This window comes from Streptomyces sp. NH27 (genome assembly GCF_056859195.1).
The window spans coordinates 1-19,175 of the sequence record NZ_JACEGK010000082.1 but is presented as its reverse complement, the minus strand read 5'-3'; the positions used below and the strand labels follow the sequence as shown (position 1 = coordinate 19,175).

The window sequence follows — 19,175 nt, the reverse complement described above, 5'->3', positions numbered from 1 at the left end:
CAGCCCAGGTGGGTCTTGGCCGCGACCAGCGGCACACCGCTCCGGGCGCAGGCCGGGCAGCGCAGTGGGGCGAACTCTCCGGCGGGCAGCAGCCAGTCCAGGTCCAGCGGGTAGCGCCGCTCGCCCCTGCGGACGTCCAGCGCGAGGCGCAGCACCGGGACTCTCAGCAGGTGCAGCCGGTAAGGAGTGAGCGTGTGGCGGGCACGATATTTTTCGGCGATCTCGGCCAGGCGGCGGGCGCGCTCCTCGCGGGTGCTTTCGACACGGGCGCGCAGCAACGCCGCGCGGTCCTCGGGCGCGGTGGCGGCACGGCGCTCCAAGGAGTCCACGGCGGCGGCGTAGTACTCCTCGGCGCGGACCCGCTCCTTGGCGTACGCGTCGCCGATCTGCCCGGCCAGCCCGTCACGGCGCAGCACGGCGACGGCCTCCAGCATCCGGTGGGCCTCGGCGAGGGCCGCGGCCAGGTCCGGCCGGCTGGTGGAGGCGTAGTCCACGGCGGCGCCGAGCCCTGCCGGCGGTGCGGTCCCGGCACGGGGGTCATGGCCGGTACGGGCGAGGCACTCGCTGGCCCTCGTCGGCACCTGTAGGCGGCTCGGTACGTCGACGAACACCTCGACCTGCTCCTGGAAGTGGTCCTCCGCGGAGAGCTCGTAGCCCACCAGGGCGCCCACGCGCAGCACCGGCCGCAGGGCCCGCTCGGGCGTGCCGTCGGCGCGCGGATCCAGGCGACCGTGATCGACCGGCAGATGCTCGCGGGCCTTGGACAGCAACGTGGCGGCGTCGGGCGGCACGGAGCGCGGCGCGGGCAGGGTGAGGGTGCCGGTGTCGCCCGCGGCCAGAACGCTCTCGGCGGCCTTGGCGACCATCGGGTGTCCGGTCACCAGCAGCAGAGCGCCGTCTTCGCGGGCGACATCGGGGTCGGCGGTGACCGCGGTCTCCTCGGGCAGCTCCAGCTCGCTCGCCAGGGCAGCGGGCAGGAGAGCCAGGGCGGTGTCCTCGGTGTCCTCCCACAGCCCGCCGCGGTGCTCGACCCAGTCCAACCAGAAGGCCAACCCAGCCTCTTTGCGGATCACCGGCCCGCCTCCTGCTCGTCTTCGCCGCCGACCAGTGCGTCGACCGCGCCGCGGCTGTCCAGGTAGTCCGTGCGGGCACTGACCAGCTTCTCGCCCAGGCGCTCCAGGCGTTCCTCGAACTCCGCGTCGTCCCCTGCGGTGGCGAAGGCGTCGAAGACGGAAGCCTCGAAGTCGAAGTCCTCGTCCACCCGGCCCAGGATCATGTCGAGCTCGCCGACGACCAGCTCAAACAGATTGATCTTGGATTCAAGGACGTGCAGGATCCGTTGCTCGATGGTGCCCCGGGCGACCAGATTGGTCAGCACCACGTCGTGCTCCTGCCCCACCCGGTGCAGTCGGCCCAGGCGCTGCTCGATCTGCATGGGGTTCCACGGCAGGTCCACGTTGGCCATCACATGGCAGAACTGCAGATTGCGGCCCTCACCGGCCGACTCGGTGGACAGCAGCACCGGCGCCTGATCGCGGAAGGCCGCCACCGCCGCTTCCTTGGCCTGGCGCGAGAGGCTGCCGTGATAGACCGCCGCCTGGACGCCCTCGCGCGCCAGCCGCGCGGCGAGCGCGTCCAGGGTCTGCCGGAAGGCGGTGAACACCAGCACCTTCTCCCCCTGTCCGTTGTGCCGACGCAGCCGCTCCAGCAGTAGCTCCGCCTTGGTGGATCCCTCGATCTCCCGGGCCAGCGCCGCCAGGTCCGGCCAGCCCGCCTTGGCGAGGGTCGGCGCGGCAGCCTGCGGGCTCGACCCGGCCAGCCGGGTCAGACCCCGCAGCGTCAGCAGCCGCGCCGAGGACGCGCCCTTGGCCTCCGCCCTGATCCTGGCCGCGATCCCCGCATACAGCTCCGCCTCCTCCTGCGAGGGCGCCACCAGCACCGTCTCGGCCAGCCGCTGCGGCAGCAGCACCTCGACCTCGCTGCGCCGGTGACGAACCATCACCTCCCGGGTACTGGCCCGCAGCGCGTCCAGGTTGCGCGGCGCCGAAGGATCCGCCCCTGCCCCTGCGTGCCGCTGACGGAACTGCGCGGGGGTACCCAGCAACCCGGGCGCGACCAGGCTCACGAGCTCGTACAGGTCCTGCAACCGGTTCTCCACCGGAGTCGCGGTGAGCAGCAGCAGATAGCGGGCACGCAAGGCACGGGCGAGCTTCCCCGAGGCGCTGTGCGGATTGCGCAACCGGTGCGCCTCGTCTGCCACCACCACATCCCACTGTCCCCCGGTCAGCCGGGACTTCAGCGGCTCCCGGCGCGCAGCGGCGATCGAGGCGAGCACCACCGGCCGCTCCGCGCCCGCCTCCTCCCGGTCCCGGCCCCGGGCGATCACCGTCGGCAGGCCGAACTTGCGCTCCAACTCCTCGCGCCACTGCTCCACCAACCCGGCCGGGGTGAGCACCAGCGTCCGATCCGCCAACCCCCGTATCCGCAGCTCGGACAGGACCAGACCCGCCTCGATGGTCTTGCCCAGCCCTACCTCGTCCGCGAGGATCGCCCGGCCCCGCATCCGCCGCAGCACCGTCTGAGCGGTCTGCATCTGGTACCCGAACGGCGCGAAGGACAGTTGCGGCAGCGACAGGAAGGAGTCGAAGCCGGGCCTGCGCCACACCTCCACCGCCGCGTCCACCAGCACGGAGGTGACCGGATCCACCGGAGCCGCGCCCAGTTGGGCCAACAGCACCGCGAACGCATCGGGCAGTCCTTCGGGCCGCGGAGCCGAACCGTCAGCGATGGGAGGGCGAACAGTGACGGTACTCAAGCGACCTCGCTCGGAGAGCAACGGAACGGTGGCGACGGAACGGATGGCGACGGACACGATCCGTCACCCGCGCGAACAGCCTACCGACCGCACGGGACCCGGGTCCTGACAACGGGACCTCCGCACGCCGGGAGTTGGAGGAGGTGGTCGACGAGGACGAGTGCACCTACACCGTCGAGCCGCCCGTACCCGCGGGCCTTGCCCAACTCGCCTGCCCACATCAGGCATTGGCGGACTTCCTGCATATCGACCCGCACCTGCTCAGCGCCGCTGCCCGCGCCGGCGGTGCCGCCCCTTCCCAGGCAATCGACAAGGACGCACTCGCCTCCTGGATCCGCGGCCTGCCCCAACGTGAGAAGGACGCCCTGCTGCTGGACGCCGTCCTGGGCGCAGTTGTCACGTGCACTGGCGATGGAAGACGTCAGCGGTCCATCAGTTGCAGCGTCACAGGGTGGGGAGGGAGGGCGAAGAGGTACCTGCGGCGGGCTTCGCACCACCCAGCGTCGCGTCATCAGCGAGGGTGTACACGCTGCCGCCGCCGGGGACCGGGCCCGCCGCTTTGGTGAGCTGCCACAGCGTGGCGGCCTTCGCCTTGGCGGAGGTGCCGATTCGGTGGCAACGGCCAGGCTGGGCACACGACTTCGGTGACCATGACTTCGGTGACCGCGCACGACTACGCCTGGATACGTTCTTCCCCGCCGTTCGGCAACGGACGGGCCACGGTCAAGGCCCATGGGTGAGTGAAGTGGCCCTCGCCGGGTGAGTACATGTACGGATACATACCGTCAGGTGCCGCTCCTACGGTGGCTGCATGAGCTATCCATACCCGCCGTTCCCGGTACCGCAGCCCGGCCACCTGGCTCCCTGTCCGGATCCGAACCGGCACAAGGCGGCGCGAGCATCCGCCGTCGTGGTGGCGGCTGTTGCGATCGCCGTGGCGGTCACCTACACGGTGCGCTTCCGCAGCACTGATGGATACCCGGCCGACCGAGCGCTCACGTGGATGCTGGCCGGCCCCACGTGGTGCATCGGCGCCATCACGGTCGCCAGTATCGCCGCGCTCGCGCTGCCGGCACGGCTGCACCACACGCCGGCCCGGTGGATCGCGCTGTCCCTGGCCTCTGGCGTCGCGACCATCCTGACCGGCCTGGTAGCCGAGTTCGGCGGATACGTATTCCTCGATCTGCTCCGGGTGTTGTCGTAGGACACACCCACACGCTTGACCGCGCCCGGGGCGTTCCCGATCGCGGTGCCATAGATCGTCGGCAACGGGGATGGAGCTGATGAACGAGCCGGGCGAAGTCGGCCACCAGTCGAGGGGCTGCTATGGACAGCGCCCGGGGCTGCCCGTTGACATTCTCGCGGACAGCACTGTGGCCTGGTTGGCTGGCATCGGCTTCATCCGGTGGGCTACGTTGTGCAGCCATGACTACCGGGACGGCATTGCGCCACACACGGACTGGTGACCCGGTGCTCTTCTGAGCGCCGTACGGGCCGGTGCCGGCCTGCTGTCGGATCGAGGATCTTGCGCTGCTGCGCGGGCTCCGCCTCCGTCGTGTTGATCACAGGCTCGACACGTCAACCACGACAGGAGCACTCATGCCCACCAAGACGCTGCAAATTCCCACCGCGGACGGCCAGGCCGACGCCTTCGCCGCCTACCCTGACGATGGCGGACGGCACCCGGGGGTGCTGATGTACGCGGACGGCTTCGGAATCCGGCCCGTGCTACGGAAGATGGCCCGCGAACTGGCCGGACACGGGTACTACGTACTCGTCCCCAACTTCTTCTACCGGCACGGCCCGGCACCGGTGATCGAACTTCCCGAGTACATCGGAGAAGAGGTCCGGCCCGCGGTCTTCGCCCAGCTGATGCCCATGATCGAGGCGCACACCACAGAACGTGTCCTGAGCGACGCCGACGCCTATCTCACGTTCCTCACCGCTCAGCCCGAGGTCAGCACCGGACCGGTCGCGGTGACCGGCTACTGCATCGGCGGCCTGCTGGCGACGCGCACCGCCGCGGCCCATCCCGGCCAGGTAGCCACCCTCGCCGCATTCCACGGCCCGGTGGGAGTCGACGGACCCGACAGCCTCTCCAAGCTCACCGCCGAGGTCCACTTCGGCCACGCCGAAAGCGACTTGACACCCGAGTCCCTCGGCGAGCTCAACAAGGCCCTGGACGCGGCAGGTGTCGGCTACACCTCCGAGATCTACCCCGGCACCGTCCACGGCTTCACCATGTCCGACACCGATGCCTTCAACCCCGCCGCACTGCAGCTTCACTGGAACCGCCTGCTGCCCCTTCTCGACCGCACCCTGACCAAGAGCTGAGGCTCCGGCCCGGAAATCAACCCGGCTGAGAGCGTCCGGTGCGGCCTCCGGGCCACCGCGCCATCAGTCCCACATCGAGCTTCCGCCGCGCGCACCGCGCGCTCCCCGGGAACGGCCCGCTGTCCCTCGCCTGTCCGCATGCGCTCCCCTCGCGCTCCCCTGGGCCTCTGCGAGCACCACCAGCCGGACCGGCGGACTGACGAGGCGCAGGAGAAAAGGAAAAACCCCAGGTCACGGCGAGTGAGTCCTGGGGTTCTCCGGAGCCGCCTTCGGGATTCGAACCCGAGACCTACGCATTACGAGACCGTGAGGGATCGTGCTACCTGGCGACTGCTCGTGTGGCCTGGTGCTGTTCTGCCTGATCAGAGCACATGCGGCTTGTTGGCCTGTGCCGCCCCTTGCTACGTCGTCCAATGGCGTCCGGCCACCGCCCGGCCACCGGGAGGATTTCGCGCCACCGGCACGGCGCGCCCGGCTCCTTGTCGAACCTGTACACGTGCGAGGGAGGACATCCCTTCGGCAGCAGGATCCTACCGACACTGTTCAGGCCGGTGGCCGGCCCTCTGTCCGATCAGCAAGCAGCCGATGGGTGTCTCGTCAGGCGGTGCTCAGCGGCCGCGGCGCTTCATATAGAGGTCGAAGGCCCGGTAGATCTTCGGCCGCAGCGGCAGATCCCACTCGCCGGCGTACCGTACCGCCCGGCCGCCGGTGCCGACCTTGAACTGGATCAGGCCGACGTGCGGGTCGTCGGCGTCGAGGGTGGGAGTGATACCGCGCAGGTCGTAGACGTCACAGCCGGCGGCCAGCGAGTCGCGGATCATCGCCCATTGGCACGCATTGGAGCCGCGCACCTCGCGTTTGCCGGTGGAGGAGGCGCCGTACAGGTACCAGGCACGGGCGCCGACGCGGACGAGGATGGTGGCGGCGACCAGGTCGCCCTGGTGGTGGGCCAGGTAGAGCCGGACCCGCTCGGGATCCTCGGCGCGCATCGCCGCGAACATGGTCGTGAAGTAGCGCAGCGGACGGGGCGTGAAGCGGTCGCGCTCGGCGGTGTGGACGTAGAGGTCGTGGAAGCCCTTGAGGTCGTCGCCGACCGTGACCTCGACGGCTTCCTTGGCGGCCTTCTTGATGTTGCGGCGCCAGAGCTGGTTCATGCCGCCGAGCAGGTCGGCCTCGGTGCGGCCGGCCAGCGGAAGCTCGTAGATGAACTGCGGCTGACCGGCCCCGAAGCCGTCCTCCGGGCTCTGCGGCAGCCAGCCGCGGTCCCTGAGCCGGCCGGTGATAGAGGCGCCGACCTGGTCGATTCGCGGGTCGGGCAGGTCGGTGAGCCGCTTGACGCCCGGGTCGGCGACACCCTCCTTGACCTGGGCGGCGCTCCAGGTGTGCGTGCGCACCGGCGGACCGAGCCGGATCGCGAACGCGCCGCGTGCCTTGAGGTGGGCCGCCAGCGGGTCGAGCCACGCGTCGATCCCGCGGTGCTCGCCGGTCGCGCCGACTTCCCCGCTCTCCCCTGCCCAGTCGACCACCGGGCCCTGGGGCAGGTACGCCAGGGTGAAGCGCTCGAGCCGCGGCACCGGCCGATGGAGTACGAGCGCGGCGCCGACCAGCTGCCGGCCGTCGTACCAGCCGAGGGACTCACTGCGCCACTCGGTCTTGACGCAGCCCCATCCCGGGGTCTGCAGAAAGCTGACCGACCGCTGGGCTCGTACGAACGCCAGGTGCTCGGCGACACTGATCGGCACCACGGTCAGCGGCACGCCCGCGGCACGGGCCCCACCCTCGACACCGGCTCCTGCCGTACGTACGGGTTCTCGTCGAGCGGATTCGCGGTAGGACATGGCTGCCAGTCAAGGAAGCACGGTGTTGCCGCGACGTATGGGGTTTTCGATATACCGACGATATGCCGGGGCTCGTAGCATCGACAGCATGCGTGTGCTGATCGTCGAGGACGAGCCCTTTCTGGCGGAAGCCGTCCGCGACGGCCTGCGCCTGGAGGCGATCGCGGCCGACATCGCAGGTGATGGCGACACCGCTCTGGGACTGCTGAGCATCAATGCCTACGACATCGCCGTCCTCGACCGCGACATCCCCGGGCCTTCGGGTGACGAGATCGCGAAGAGCATCGTCGCTTCCGGCAGCGGCATGCCGATCCTCATGCTCACCGCGGCCGACCGCCTCGACGACAAGGCGTCCGGGTTCGGACTCGGCGCCGACGACTACCTGACGAAACCCTTCGAACTCCGCGAACTCGTCCTCAGGCTCAGAGCGCTCGCCCGCAGACGTGCCCACAGCAGGCCCCCCGTGCAGGAGATCGCGGGCCTGCGGCTCGACCCGTTCCGCAGAGAGGTCTACCGGGACGGCCGCTACGTCGCGCTGACCAGGAAGCAGTTCGCCGTCCTCGAAGTCCTGGTCGCGGCCGAAGGCGGGGTCATCAGCGCCGAGGAACTCCTGGAACAAGCGTGGGACGAGAACGCCGACCCGTTCACCAACGCCGTACGCATCACGGTCTCCGCACTGCGCAAGCGGCTCGGTGAACCCTGGATCATCGCCACCGTGCCGGGCGTCGGCTACCGCATCGAGGCGCAGCCGGGGACCGGGCAGGAGAGAGGCAACGATGGAAACCACGGAGTCTGTGGGTAGAGCCCCCGGTCTGAGCGTTCGCCTCAAACTCACCCTCAGCTATGCCGGATTCCTGATAGCAGCCGGCCTCCTGCTGCTCGCCGCGATGGGCGTGTTCATCCTGCGCTTCGGGCGGCTGGGACCTCCCCACTCAGGGTTGGTGTTCACGTCGCAATCCGCCGACCTGGCGCGCGGCTTCGCCCCGACGGCCATCGCGGTCATGGTGGGCCTGCTGGTCTTCGGGCTCCTCGGCGGATGGATTCTCGCGGGCCGCATGCTCGCGCCCCTGACCCGCATCACGGCCGCCACCCGGATGGCGGCGGACGGGTCGCTCTCGCACCGGATCCGGCTGCCTGGCCGCAACGACGAGCTTCGCGAACTCGGCGACGCCTTCGACGCGATGCTCGCACGGCTCGAGGCGCAGGTCGCCGCGCAGCAGAGATTCGCGGCCAACGCCTCGCACGAACTGCGCACACCGCTTGCGATCTCGAAGACGCTGCTCGACGTGGCCCGCACCGATCCGTACCACGACACCGACGAACTCATCGACCGCCTGCACGCCGTGAACACCCGGGCGATCGACCTCACCGAGGCCCTGCTCCTGCTCAGCCGCGCCGACCAGCGGTCCTTCGCCCGGGAACCCGTCGACCTGTCCCTCCTGGCGGAGGAAGCCACCGAAACGCTCCTCCCGCTGGCGGAGAAGCACGGTGTCACCCTCGAGACCGACGGTGACGCCGCCGCCACGACCGGATCGCCGGCGCTGCTGCTGCAGCTGACCACGAATCTCGTGCACAACGCGATCGTCCACAATCTGTCCGGACCGGGCGGCACCGTGTGGATCCATACCGGCGTCCGTCCGAGAGGTGTGGTGCTCACCCTCGAGAACACCGGCGAGCGGCTCACCCCGGGACTGGCCGCGTCGCTCACCAATCCGTTCCAGCGCGGCACCGAACGCGTGCACACCGACCACGCGGGCGTCGGCCTCGGCCTGGCGATCGTCAAGACCATCACCCACGCGCACGACGGCACGCTCACCCTCACCCCGCGCCCCGAGGGAGGGATCCGCGTCACCGTGGAACTGCCCGGGACGGCCACGCGGGCCGACGTGCTCACCGGACCCGCCGGACCCGCCGGCTGATCCCGGCCGCCACCGGCCGGTGGTCGCCGCCGGCGAACGCGCGGCCGTCCATCGTGCTGTTCAGGTCGCCGAGCAGCAGTGCCAGCCCGGCGAGCACCGGGCCGCGCTTCCAGATGCTCCGCGTGCGGTCTGCCGTGCCCGCCATTTGCGCCGTACGCGCTGCGTCCGCCGTGTCCGCCTGCGCCATCGTCCGTCCTCGCTATGTGATGGGGAAATCGAAATAGGTGTCCGGATAGGGCTCGTCCCGCAGGGTGTAATGCCACCACTCGCAGGCGTAGGAACTGAAACCGCATTCCTCCATGAGGGAACGCAGGTGCTGACGGTTCGCCGTCTCGGCTGGCGTGATTCCCCGCGCACCGTGATGCGAGACCGAATCCATCAGGTCGTGGCCGCCACCCATGGGGGTGAGTTCACCGGTGGCCAAGTGATAGAGCGTCAGGTCGACGGTACTGCCCCGGCTGTGGCCCGACTTGGCGGCCACATATCCCTTATCGAACATCTCGGCCCTGTCGATGTTCGGATAGTGCCGCGGCTTCGTCCGGCCGTCCTCCGACTGCTCCGACCAGCGCAGAAAGCAGTCCACGGCGCGCTGCGGGCGGTAGCCGTCCCAGAGCAGCAGACCCAGGCCGAGGGTTTCCGCCTTTTCCCGCGCTCTGTCCAGGGCACCGCACAGCGCCCGCGTGCCGACGATTCGATTGGCCAGATACCCGTCCACCGGTTTGCCGGTGAAATTGTCCCAGGTGGCGTATTTGGCGTCCCAGCGTATTCCGGGTACGTGCTCGTCCACAAATCCGAAGTCCTCTTTCATCGGCCCTTGCCCGCCAGCGCCAGCGCCACCGCCCGGTCGATCACCGCGGCGAGCGACAGCCCGGCGGCCGCCATCATCCGCGGATAGCGGCTGTACGAGGTGAGACCGGGCAGCGTATTGACCTCGTTGAGGATTACCTCTCCGTCCTCCTTGAGGAACAGGTCCACCCGCGCCAGCCCACCGCACCCCATGGCCCGGTACACGGCCTTCGCCGTCTCCTGAACGAGCGACCGCGACTCCTCCGGAATGTCGGCGGGCACGATGGGCGTCGAGTTGTCGGAACCGCTCTCCGGCCGGATCTCTTGATGGATCCGAAAGAAGCCGTGCGACAGCGCGATCCGGTCCACCTCGCCCGCGAACAGGTCGAGATCGTTCCCCAGGATCGAGCAGCCGACCTCGCTGCCGACCACAGCCTCCTCGACCAGCACCTTCGAGTCGTACTTCCGGGCCGCCTCCACCGCGCTCGGCAGCTCTTCTCCCCGCGTCACCTTGCTGACGCCGAAGGACGACCCCGAACGGGCCGGCTTCACGAAGACGGGGTAGGCGAACCGGCAGGGATCGACCTCCTCGCCCGCGGTGAGCGTCCAGAAATTCGGCGTGCCGATTCCGGCGCTCCGCGCGACCGTGTAGGCGAGGGATTTGTCCATGCACAGCGCGGAACTCTGGACGTCGCAGCCCACGTACGGAATGCCGGAGAGCTCCAGCAGACCCTGAATCGCCCCGTCCTCGCCGAACCTGCCGTGCAGGACGGGCAGGACGACGTCGAGACCGATGGTTCCGAACCGCCCCTGCTCCATGACGAGCAGTCCACCGACGCTGCTGTCCGCCGACAGCACGGCCGGCCGGAGACTGCCGCTCTCCCACTCGGCGTCGGGTCCGTCGCAGAGATTCCACGCACCGCTCTTCGAGATCCCGATGTAGAACGGTTCGTACTTCGTGATGTCGAGGTTCCTTGCGACCTCTTGTGCGGACTTGACCGAGATGGGGTGCTCTTCGGAGGCTCCGCCGAATACGATGCCGACCTTCAGCCTAGCCATGCTGATTCCCTCTTTCGAATGTCAGGCAGTTGACGATGGAGTTCTCAACGGTGTCCCTCAGGGCACGGTCCGTGTAATACGCGGTATGCGGACTGATGAGCACATTCGACAGTCCCTGCAACCGCGACAGCGGCCCGCTCACGGCGGAGGTGTTCCGGCGGTCGACGTAGAAGACCCCTTCCTCTCCTTCGAGGACGTCCAGCGCCGCACCGCCCAATCTCCCGCTCTCCAAGGCCGGCACCAGGGCCTCGGTGTCGATCAGCCCGCCGCGACCGGTGTTGACGATGAAGGCGCCGTGCTTCATCCGCTCGATACGCCGGCGGTTCAGGAGGTGGTGCGTTTCCGCGGTGAGCGGAGTGTGGAGCGTGACGATGTCGCTCCGCCGCAGCAATTCATCGAGCGGAACGTATTCAGCGGCGGTCTTGGGACGGTTGTCGTAGGCCAGCACGCGACTGCCGAATCCCCGCAGCCGGTCGAGCACTGCCGCGCCGATGCGCCCTGTTCCCACTACCCCGACGGTCAGATCGCGAAGTTCCCTGCCGCGCACATCACCCAACCGGTAATCATGACCGTCCACCCGGCGGATCATGGATTTCGCGTGGCGCACCGCCATCAGCATCAGCATCAACGTGTAGTCGGCCACGCTGTCCGGCGAATAGGAGACACTCCCGACGGAAATGCCGACGCTCTCCGCGTATGTCACGTCGATGTGGTTGCAGCCGATGCTGCGCGTGGAGATGTAGGTGACGCCGACCCGGCTGAGCGCGAGGAGGGTGGTATTGGCGATCCGCGTTTTATGACCCACGCTGACGCAGCGGTTCCCGAGCGCCAGGTCGATGGTGGCTTCGGATACCGCGGCCTCGGTGATGACGGGCGTTACGCCGAAACGCGGCGCCATCGCCCGGAACAGGAGGGCCTCGTCCTGACCGCAGGAGTAGACGGTGATTCCGGTGGTCGGGACGGGCAGGGAGAATACGGAGGACGTGGCGGGCGGGGAGGCCGGCGATCGGGTGCGGCTGTCCGCCGTTCGTGCGAGTTCGTTGTAAGTCACGCATCGAATTCAAGAGAGCCTGGTGTTGCCCCCGCGTATGCGGTTTTCGATACACCGGCGATACGCCGCGCGCCCTTCACTGGACGCATGATTCCTCTCAGCCTCCACGAGATCGCGGCGGTCGTCCACGGCAGGGTCATCGGCGGCGGGGCCGTCGGCGGGACGGGCGAGATCGAGGGCGAACGCGACGGCACCCCGACCGTGACGGTGACCGCACCGGCCGTGCTCGACGGCCGGCTGGCCGAACCGGGTGGCCTCTTCCTCGCCTTCGCCGGCGAGCACACCGACGGCCACGACCACGCCGGCCAGGCCGGCCTGAGCGGTGCGGTGGCCGCGCTCGGCTCCAGGCCCACGGCGCTGCCCACCGTCGTCGGAGAGGACGTCCAAGCCGCGGTGCAGGCGCTCGCCGCCCACGTCGTGGCCCGGCTGCGCGACGGGCTGACCGTCGTCGGGCTGACCGGCTCCCAGGGCAAGACCGGCACCAAGGACCTGCTGGCAGCGGTGCTTTCGGAGGCCGCCCCGACGACCGCCACGCTCGGCTCGCTCAACAACGAGCTGGGCGTACCGCTCACCATGCTGCGCGCCGACGCGGCGACCCGGTACCTCGTCCTCGAGATGGGCGCCCGGCACGTCGGTGACATCGCCGCGCTCACCGGCCTGGTCACGCCCGACATCGCCGTTGTGCTCAACGTCGGCCAGGCCCACCTCGGCGAGTTCGGGTCGCGCGCAGCCATCTCCAGGACCAAGGGCGAACTCGTACGGGGACTGGCCCCCAACGGCACCGCCGTCCTCAACGCCGACGACCCTCGAGTGGCCGCGATGCGCTCGTTCACCGACGGTCCCGTGCTGACCTTCGGGCGGGCGGAGCACGCAGATGTGCGGGTGCTCGACCTGACGCTGGACCGGCTCGGCCGACCGTCCTTCGCTCTGCGGACGGCCACCGCCTCGGCTTCCGTCACGCTGCCGCTCGTCGGCGCCCACCAGGCGCTCAACGCGTCGGCCGCCGCCGCGGCGGCGCTGGCGGCTGGCATACCCCTCGACGTGTCCGCGGCGGCGCTGGCCACCGCCGCACTGTCGAAGTGGCGCATGGAGCCGCGAGAACTCGCCTGCGGCGCCACGCTGCTCAACGACTCCTACAACGCCAACCCCGACTCCGCCCGGGCCGCCCTGAACGCCCTCGACACGCTGGCGGTGACCGGGAGCGGGCGCCGTATCGCCGTCCTCGGCGAGATGCGCGAACTCGGCGACGAGAGCGCGGCCGAGCACCGCGCCATCGGGGAGTACGCCTCCTCCCGCGCCGAGGTGGTGGCCGCGGTCGGCGAGGCCGCCCGGCCGATCGCCGACGCAGCGGCGACCCGGACGGGAGTCTTGGCGCTGACCCTCGCCGACAACGACGCCGCCGTCGACTGGCTGCGCGACCACCTCGCCGCCGGCGACGTCGTCCTCGTCAAGGCCTCCCGCGGCGCGCACCTCGACGAAGTCGCCGCCGCGCTCCCGTAGTCCGGCTGACCAGGGAATTCCCTGTGCACCCGATGATCGCGAGTGACGTTCCGCAGGCACGTGTCGGCTCGAAGTGGGCGGGAAGACGGCAGAACGAGTCGGCACGCCTGCGAAGGGGCGGCGGGTTTGAGGTAAGGCCGTACGGCGGTGGTGCCGGCGGGGGTGCTCGGAAGCGGGCTGTGGGTGTTCCGGACGACGTCGTCGACCGACAGTGTCCCGCGTCCCGCGACGCGCTCGGGCGGGCAGGAGTCCGCAGGGGCGTCGCGATGCGTATCCGGGGCGCCGTCGTGCGAGGCGCTGCTCGGCCGGACCTCGCAGAACCGCTGGGGACGCCCGTGGAGACCCCGAAGGCCGCGAGTAGATCGGCGGGCGGACGGCGCGGCCCCGCGATCCCTTACACCGACCGCACCCTCCGACTCGACTTCCGGCTCGACGGGGAGCGACTCCGACAGCAGCCCGGCGCCCCGGCCCGCGTGCTCTGAACTCCAAGGGCGGCGACGACTCCTTCGCACGCTCGCTGCACGAACGGCCACCGGTCGGCCACCGGCGAACCCAAACGGCGTGCCGGGACGAATCCGAGGGCGGCCACGTGAGCGCGGACAAGGAAAACCCCAGGTCACGGCGAGTGAGTCCTGGGGTTTCGTGGAGCCGCCTTCGGGATTCGAACCCGAGACCTACGCATTACGAGTGCGTTGCTCTGGCCAACTGAGCTAAGGCGGCTTGGTGCGGGGTGTGCTGCTGGGCACAAGGGTGTCAGCAGCAGCGGGGGAAAGTCTACAGGGTTGAGGAGGGTGCTCGGAACCGTGGGGGGATCATGGGGAGGGGCTGGTCAGGAGCACTTCTTGTGGGCAGGGGGGACGGTGCCTGCAAGGAGATAGGCGTTGACGGCGGAGTCGATGCAGGCGGACCCGCGGGCGTAGGCGGTGTGGCCGTCGCCGTTGTAGGTGAGGAGGTGGCCGGAGCTGAGCTGGGATGCCAGCGACTGGGCCCAGGCGTAGGGGGTGGCGGGGTCGCGGGTGGTGCCGACGACGAGGATCGGGCCGGCCCCGTTCGCGGTGATCTTGGCGGCGTGCCCGGTCGCGGGGACCGGCCAGTAGGCGCAGCCGAGGGAGGACCAGGCGAGGGTGGTGCCGAAGAGGGGCGACGCCTTGCGGAAGGAGGGCAGGGCCTTCTCGACATCGGCGGGGGACTTGAAGGCCGGGGGCAGGTCGAGGCAGTTGACCGCGGCGTTGGCGTACATGAGGTTGCTGTACTTGCCGGAGTCGTCGCGCTCGTAATAGCTGTCGGAGAGCTTGAGGAGGGCGTCGCCCTGGCCCTTGGTCGCGTCGGTGAGGGCGCTGCGCAGGCTCGGCCAGGCGGACTGGTCGTACATCGCGGAGATCACACCGGTGGTGCCGAGGGCTTCGGTGAGCGGGCGGGCCGCGTCACCGGTCTTCAAGGGGTGGGCGTCGAGGGACTTGAAGAGGGCGGTGAGGCGCTTGCCGGCGTCGGCGACGGAGGTGGTGCCGAGCGGGCAGCCGGTCTGGGCGACGCAGTCCTTGGCGAAGGCGTCGAAGGCGACCTCGAAGCCGCCGGCCTGGGTACGGCTGCTGTCCAGCGCGCTGATGGAGGGGTCCATCGCGCCGTCGAGCACGACGTGGCCCACGTTCTTGGGGAACAGGCCGGCGTAGGTGGCGCCGAGGAAGGTGCCGTACGACTTGCCGACGTAATTGAGCTTCTGGTCGCCGAGGATGGCGCGCAGTACGTCCATGTCGCGGGCGGAGTCGACGGTGGAGACGTGGCCGATCAGTTTGCCGGAGCGGCGGTTGCAGGCGGCGTCGAAGCCGCGGTCGGCGGAGGTGAGGGCGTTGATCTCGGCGTGGTCGTCGGGGGTGGTGTCGACGGCGGTGAAGGCGTCCATCTGCTTGTCGGCCAAGCACTCCACCGGCTCGCTGCGGGCGACACCGCGCGGGTCGACGGCGACCATGTCATAGCGCGAGGTGACGGCGGAGGGGTAGCCGAGGGCCGCGTACTGGAGGTAGTCGATCGCGGAGCCGCCGGGTCCGCCGGGGTTGACCAGGAGGGAGCCGAGCTTCTTGCCCTTGCCGGTGGCCTTCTTCCGGGCGACGGCGAGCTTGAGGTCGTCGGCGGCCACGGGGTGGGCGTAGTCCAGCGGGACCTTCATGCTGCCGCAGTCGAACCCGGGCACACCGCAACTGCGCCAGCTGATCTTCTGCTTGTAGTACGACGCCAGCTCCGCGGAGTTGCTCGACGCGGAGGGCGCGGACGAGCCGGCCACCGAGGAGGACGCGGAGGACGTCGGCGAGGAGGCTGCGGCGGCTTTGTGGCCACTCCCTCCCGAGCATGCGGTCAGCAGCAGTCCGGTCACCGCGATCACGGTGGCGGGGATGCGGAGCAGGCGCGTGGGGTGCTTGGCGGCGGGCATCGGCGGCTCGGGTCCTCCCGTTGGGTGAGGCGAGCGTATCCGGCGCGAGGCGCCTAGGTTCGCCAACCCTGTCGCCTTTTGAGTGATTCCGGGTTTTACGGGTGGTTTCAGGGTGTGACGCCGGGTCGGCTGGGCATCGTGGAGGTGTGGGCGCGGGGTGAAGGGGTCCGCGGCGAGGCCGGCGGGGTTCGCCGGGCCGCGGAGGTGGATGAGGGCGCGGATGTGGGTGTGGATGCGGGCGCGGTGGTGGCGGTCGTGGGTTTGTGTGCGGGTCGCGGTGTGGGGGTGGTGGGTCCGGAGGAGGCCGACCCGGAGGTGGGTGCGGACGCGGAGTGGGGTGCGCCCGGGGTCGTGGGGTTGGGCGCGGTGCCGGTCGGCGTGGCGGTTGACGTGCCGGTCGGGGCGGCGGTGCCGGTCGGTGCGAACGGCGACCCGGGCGTCGGGGTGAGGCTCGCCGTCGGGGTACGGGTCGGGCTGTCCAGCTTCTCGGTGAGATACGCGGCGACCTGTGCCGGCAGGTCCTGCGCACGCCGCACCCTGTCGAGGAGCCTGACCTGGTCGCCGGTCGGCCGGAGCGAGGTCCGCAGCCGTACGGCGGAGGCCCGTTGCCTTGCCTCGGCGGTGGTGGAAGCAAGCAGGAGGGAGGGATGGCGACCGGTCGGGCGGGTCATGGCCGGGTAGTCGCCGGAGATGCCGACGGCGGCCGCGTAGCGGTCCGGATGGGACAGCGCCTCGCGGACGGCGCAGGGTGCCTGCGTGCCGATCCCGATCACACCGTGGGCGGTGCGGGAGGTCAGGGTCCGGTAGCGGGCGGCCACTTCGGTGAGCACGGCCGCGGAGTCAGTGGCGCACCGGGGAGGTGCGACGAGCAGGAAGGAGTTGGCACGGCCGCGGTTCGCCTGTCCGGCGAACGCGGGATACAGGTCCGAATCGGCGGAGGAGTCGGCGGAGGAGGTGTGGACGATGACGACGGGATAGGCGACGTCGGCCGCGGACGGGGTCGTGTAGCGGCGCGGCAGCCATACGCGGGTGCCGTCGCGCAGTTCCTGCAGGGTGCCGCCCGCGGGGTGGCCGAGGACGCGCAGTTCCGGTGGCGGCGGTGCGGGCTCCGGGGTGCGGGCGGGCGGTGACGGCATGGCGTCGGGCTCGCGCGCGGCCACGGTGCGGGTACGGACCGGGCCGGCCCCGGCGTCGTTCAGGAGCGGCACGGCTACGGTCGCGGCGAGCAGTGCGGCCACGCCCGAGGCGCCCGCGCGCAGCAGGGTGCCGCGCTGGTCGACGGGCAGTTCGTACACCTGGCCGGCGCGCTGGCCGTACCAGTGCCGCAGGGCCCGTACCGCCAGCAGTGCGGTCGCGCCGAGGGCCAGCAGCAGGAGGAGTACGAGTACGGCGTCGGCCACGGCGGAGCCCCTTCGGGACGGCTGCGGCCCCGCGGGGACACGGCGAACGGCGGGGACGCTGCCTGCACCTTGCATCCGCGGGCGCCCGGCGGGCGGGACCCGGGTGCACCCAGGCCCCGTGATCACCCGAAGGCAGCACAGCCGAGCGGGCCACGACGGGTGCGGGCGGGTACTCGTAGGGGCTGGGACCGGTGGCACCCGGGTGCCCATCGGGCCCGCCGGACTCGCGGCTCGCCGGACCCGCGGCTCGGGGGGACTCGCGGCCCGCCGGACTCGCGGCCCGCCGGACCCCGGACTCGTGGGACCCGCACCCTGTAACGGCCCCGGGTGCCCGTTGGATCCGTAGGGTCTTGGACCTGCGGCACCGGTAGGACGGGGCCTTGGGGACCCGTGACACCGGTGGCGCATGCGGCTGAAGCAGCGCCCGCGGCCAAAGCGGTGCCCGGGCGCGGGTGGAGGGTCAGCCGGCTCGCAGTGCGAGGGTCATGGCCTCGACGGCGAGCAGCGGCGCCACGTTGCGGTCGAGGGCGTCGCGGCAGGCGAGCACCGCGTCGATGCGGCGCAGGCTGTGCTCGGGCCGGGACGCGGCGGCGATCTGCTCGATGCCGTCGAGGACCTCGATGTTGGCGACGCGGTCGGGGGAGGCGCCGAGTTGGAGGTTGAGGACGTCGCGGTAGAAGCCGGCGAGGTCGGTCAGCGCAAGGTCGAGGGTGTCGCGCTGGGTGCGGGTGGCGCGGCGCTTCTGGCGGTCGGCGAGATCCTTCATCACCCCGGCGGTGCCGCGCGGCATCCGCCCGCCGGTGCCGGACGCGGCGCCCAGGGCTGCGCGCAGTTCCTCGGTCTCCTTGGCGTCGACCTCTTCCGCGACGGCCTTGGCGTCCTCGCCTGCGGCGTCCACGAGTTCCTGGGCGGCACGCAGGCAGCCGCCGACGTCGGCGATGCGCAGCGGCAGGCGCAGGACGCTCGCCCGGCGGGAGCGAGCGGATTCGTCGGTGGCCAGCCGGCGGGCCCGGCCGATGTGGCCCTGGGTGGAGCGGGCCACGCGGGCGGCGAGGTCGGGGTCGATGCCGTCCCTACGGGTGAGGACGTCGGCGACCGCCTCCGGGGAGGGGGTGCGCAGCGTCAGCAGCCGGCAGCGGGAGCGGATGGTGGGCAGCGCGTCCTCCACGGAGGGCGCGCACAGCAGCCACACCGTACGGGGGGCGGGCTCCTCGATCGCCTTGAGCAGCACGTTCGCGGCGCCCTCGGTGAGGCGGCCGGCGTCCTCCAGGACGATCACCTGCCAGCGGCCGCCGGCCGGGGAGAGCGAGGCGCGACGGACCAGGTCGCGGGTGTCCTTCACGCCGATGGTGAGCAGGTCGGTGCGGACGGTCTCCACGTCGGCGTGGGTGCCGATCAGGGCGGTGTGGCAGCCGTCACAGAAGCCGCAGCCGGGGGGCGCGCCCAGTTTCCGGTCCGGGCTGACGCACTGCAGCGACGCCGCGAACGCCTTCGCCGCGGTGGCGCGGCCCGACCCGGGCGGACCGGTGAAGAGCCAGGCGTGCGTCATCCGGGAGGCGTTGGGCGCGGCGGCGCCGGGCGGTTGCTCGTCGCCGCGACTGGCCGTCACGAGCGCGTCCGCGGCCTGGGCGGCCGAGGCCAGTTCGGCCACCACGGCGGGCTGCCCCACCACGTCGTCCCACACGGCCATCGCGCCCGCACCTCGCCTCACGTCCGGCATCCGCCCGGCCGGCGGCTGCTCGTGTCCTGTGTCTTCCGGATACCTCTGCCGCGAGCCGCTGCCGTACGCGGCGCGCCCGCTCCCCCATTCTGCGGGACACCCAGGACAGTCGGGTCACACGCCGGTCACCCGCCGGGGTTCCGTCAAGGGCAGGTCGCGGGCAGTCCGCGCCCGGCCCGCTGTCCGGTTCCCGGCCCGGGGTTCCGTGCTCGGTCCGGGGTTCCGTGCTCGGTCCGGGGTTCCTGCGCCCGGCCAGGAGTTCCTGCGCTCGGTCCGGAGTTCCTGCGCCCGGCCAGGCGTCCCGTTCCCGGGGGGCGGTCCGTATCTC

15 protein-coding genes and 1 tRNA gene are annotated in these 19,175 nt (G+C 70.9%); 5 read left to right on the top strand and 11 right to left on the bottom strand.

Annotation, left to right across the window (positions count from 1 at the left end):
- Window positions 1-1,073: hypothetical protein (locus AC13HU_RS09765; RefSeq protein WP_483041384.1), on the bottom strand; the 1,073-nt coding region annotated here is incomplete at its 3' end.
- Entirely contained in the window at window positions 1,070-2,815 is a 1,746-nt protein-coding gene (locus AC13HU_RS09760) for a DEAD/DEAH box helicase (protein ID WP_483041383.1), read from the bottom strand. The genes AC13HU_RS09760 and AC13HU_RS09765, both read right to left, overlap by 4 nt.
- Before the next feature lie 811 nt (window positions 2,816-3,626).
- Between AC13HU_RS09760 and AC13HU_RS09755 the strand changes: the two genes are divergently transcribed.
- Complete coding sequence (locus AC13HU_RS09755; protein ID WP_483041382.1) at window positions 3,627-4,019, top strand: hypothetical protein; 393 nt, start codon at window positions 3,627-3,629, stop codon at window positions 4,017-4,019.
- A 395-nt stretch (window positions 4,020-4,414) separates the two neighbouring features.
- The gene (locus tag AC13HU_RS09750) at window positions 4,415-5,149 is read left to right on the top strand and encodes a dienelactone hydrolase family protein (RefSeq protein WP_483041381.1); all 735 of its coding nucleotides are present in this window, start codon (window positions 4,415-4,417) and stop codon (window positions 5,147-5,149) included.
- A 608-nt stretch (window positions 5,150-5,757) separates the two neighbouring features.
- Here the strand turns inward: AC13HU_RS09750 and AC13HU_RS09745 are convergent.
- Window positions 5,758-6,987: a lipid II:glycine glycyltransferase FemX gene (locus AC13HU_RS09745; RefSeq protein ID WP_483041380.1), complete on the bottom strand. Its 1,230-nt coding sequence runs from the start codon at window positions 6,985-6,987 to the stop codon at window positions 5,758-5,760.
- Window positions 6,988-7,075: 88 nt separating this feature from the next.
- Here AC13HU_RS09745 and AC13HU_RS09740 point away from each other — a divergent pair, with 88 nt between their 5' ends.
- A complete protein-coding gene (locus tag AC13HU_RS09740) occupies window positions 7,076-7,789 on the top strand; it encodes a response regulator transcription factor (protein ID WP_483041379.1) in 714 nt (237 codons plus the stop codon).
- Window positions 7,764-8,906, top strand: a complete 1,143-nt coding sequence (locus AC13HU_RS09735) for a sensor histidine kinase (protein ID WP_483041378.1) — start codon at window positions 7,764-7,766, stop codon at window positions 8,904-8,906. Before AC13HU_RS09740 ends, AC13HU_RS09735 begins: the two co-directional genes overlap by 26 nt.
- On the opposite strand, the gene AC13HU_RS09730 is transcribed toward AC13HU_RS09735, so the two are convergent.
- Genes AC13HU_RS09730 through AC13HU_RS09715 form a run of 4 tightly spaced genes read right to left on the bottom strand, consistent with a single transcriptional unit; the run spans window position 8,878 to window position 11,718 of the window.
- Entirely contained in the window at window positions 8,878-9,093 is a 216-nt protein-coding gene (locus tag AC13HU_RS09730; protein WP_483041377.1) for a hypothetical protein, read from the bottom strand. The genes AC13HU_RS09735 and AC13HU_RS09730 overlap by 29 nt on opposite strands.
- A 12-nt stretch (window positions 9,094-9,105) precedes the next feature.
- A complete protein-coding gene (gene vanX / locus AC13HU_RS09725) occupies window positions 9,106-9,714 on the bottom strand; it encodes a D-Ala-D-Ala dipeptidase VanX (RefSeq protein WP_366412339.1) in 609 nt (202 codons plus the stop codon).
- On the bottom strand, window positions 9,711-10,751 hold the full coding sequence (vanA, locus tag AC13HU_RS09720) for a D-alanine--(R)-lactate ligase (protein WP_483041376.1): 1,041 nt from the start codon (window positions 10,749-10,751) through the stop codon (window positions 9,711-9,713). The genes vanX and vanA overlap by 4 nt, the downstream gene beginning before the upstream one ends.
- Window positions 10,744-11,718 (bottom strand): D-isomer specific 2-hydroxyacid dehydrogenase family protein, encoded by a 975-nt coding sequence (locus AC13HU_RS09715; protein ID WP_483041385.1) that lies wholly within the window; start codon window positions 11,716-11,718, stop codon window positions 10,744-10,746. Before AC13HU_RS09715 ends, vanA begins: the two co-directional genes overlap by 8 nt.
- 171 nt (window positions 11,719-11,889) lie before the next feature.
- Here AC13HU_RS09715 and AC13HU_RS09710 point away from each other — a divergent pair, with 171 nt between their 5' ends.
- Entirely contained in the window at window positions 11,890-13,302 is a 1,413-nt protein-coding gene (locus AC13HU_RS09710) for a UDP-N-acetylmuramoyl-tripeptide--D-alanyl-D-alanine ligase (protein WP_483041375.1), read from the top strand.
- A 643-nt stretch (window positions 13,303-13,945) separates the two neighbouring features.
- Here AC13HU_RS09710 and AC13HU_RS09705 read toward each other — a convergent pair.
- The 4 genes from AC13HU_RS09705 to AC13HU_RS09690 all read right to left on the bottom strand — a co-directional run bounded on the left by AC13HU_RS09705 (window position 13,946) and on the right by AC13HU_RS09690 (window position 18,817).
- A tRNA-Thr gene (locus tag AC13HU_RS09705) sits at window positions 13,946-14,022 on the bottom strand.
- 109 nt (window positions 14,023-14,131) lie between these two features.
- Entirely contained in the window at window positions 14,132-15,727 is a 1,596-nt protein-coding gene (locus AC13HU_RS09700; protein WP_483041374.1) for an alpha/beta hydrolase, read from the bottom strand.
- A gap of 107 nt (window positions 15,728-15,834) precedes the next feature.
- On the bottom strand, window positions 15,835-17,127 hold the full coding sequence (locus AC13HU_RS09695; protein WP_483041373.1) for an alpha/beta hydrolase: 1,293 nt from the start codon (window positions 17,125-17,127) through the stop codon (window positions 15,835-15,837).
- 460 nt (window positions 17,128-17,587) lie between these two features.
- Window positions 17,588-18,817 (bottom strand): DNA polymerase III subunit delta', encoded by a 1,230-nt coding sequence (locus AC13HU_RS09690; RefSeq protein ID WP_483041372.1) that lies wholly within the window; start codon window positions 18,815-18,817, stop codon window positions 17,588-17,590.
- Between the last annotated feature and the right edge of the window lie 358 nt (window positions 18,818-19,175).

Coding starts and splice junctions, on each gene's coding strand:
- vanX (WP_366412339.1), bottom strand. CDS start 9,714: ATGAAAGAGGACTTCGGATTTGTGGACGAGCACGTACCCGGAATACGC.
- AC13HU_RS09735 (WP_483041378.1), top strand. CDS start 7,764: ATGGAAACCACGGAGTCTGTGGGTAGAGCCCCCGGTCTGAGCGTTCGC.
- AC13HU_RS09730 (WP_483041377.1), bottom strand. CDS start 9,093: ATGGCGCAGGCGGACACGGCGGACGCAGCGCGTACGGCGCAAATGGCG.
- AC13HU_RS09750 (WP_483041381.1), top strand. CDS start 4,415: ATGCCCACCAAGACGCTGCAAATTCCCACCGCGGACGGCCAGGCCGAC.
- AC13HU_RS09710 (WP_483041375.1), top strand. CDS start 11,890: ATGATTCCTCTCAGCCTCCACGAGATCGCGGCGGTCGTCCACGGCAGG.
- AC13HU_RS09745 (WP_483041380.1), bottom strand. CDS start 6,987: ATGTCCTACCGCGAATCCGCTCGACGAGAACCCGTACGTACGGCAGGA.
- AC13HU_RS09700 (WP_483041374.1), bottom strand. CDS start 15,727: ATGCCCGCCGCCAAGCACCCCACGCGCCTGCTCCGCATCCCCGCCACC.
- vanA (WP_483041376.1), bottom strand. CDS start 10,751: ATGGCTAGGCTGAAGGTCGGCATCGTATTCGGCGGAGCCTCCGAAGAG.
- AC13HU_RS09690 (WP_483041372.1), bottom strand. CDS start 18,817: ATGGCCGTGTGGGACGACGTGGTGGGGCAGCCCGCCGTGGTGGCCGAA.
- AC13HU_RS09755 (WP_483041382.1), top strand. CDS start 3,627: ATGAGCTATCCATACCCGCCGTTCCCGGTACCGCAGCCCGGCCACCTG.
- AC13HU_RS09740 (WP_483041379.1), top strand. CDS start 7,076: ATGCGTGTGCTGATCGTCGAGGACGAGCCCTTTCTGGCGGAAGCCGTC.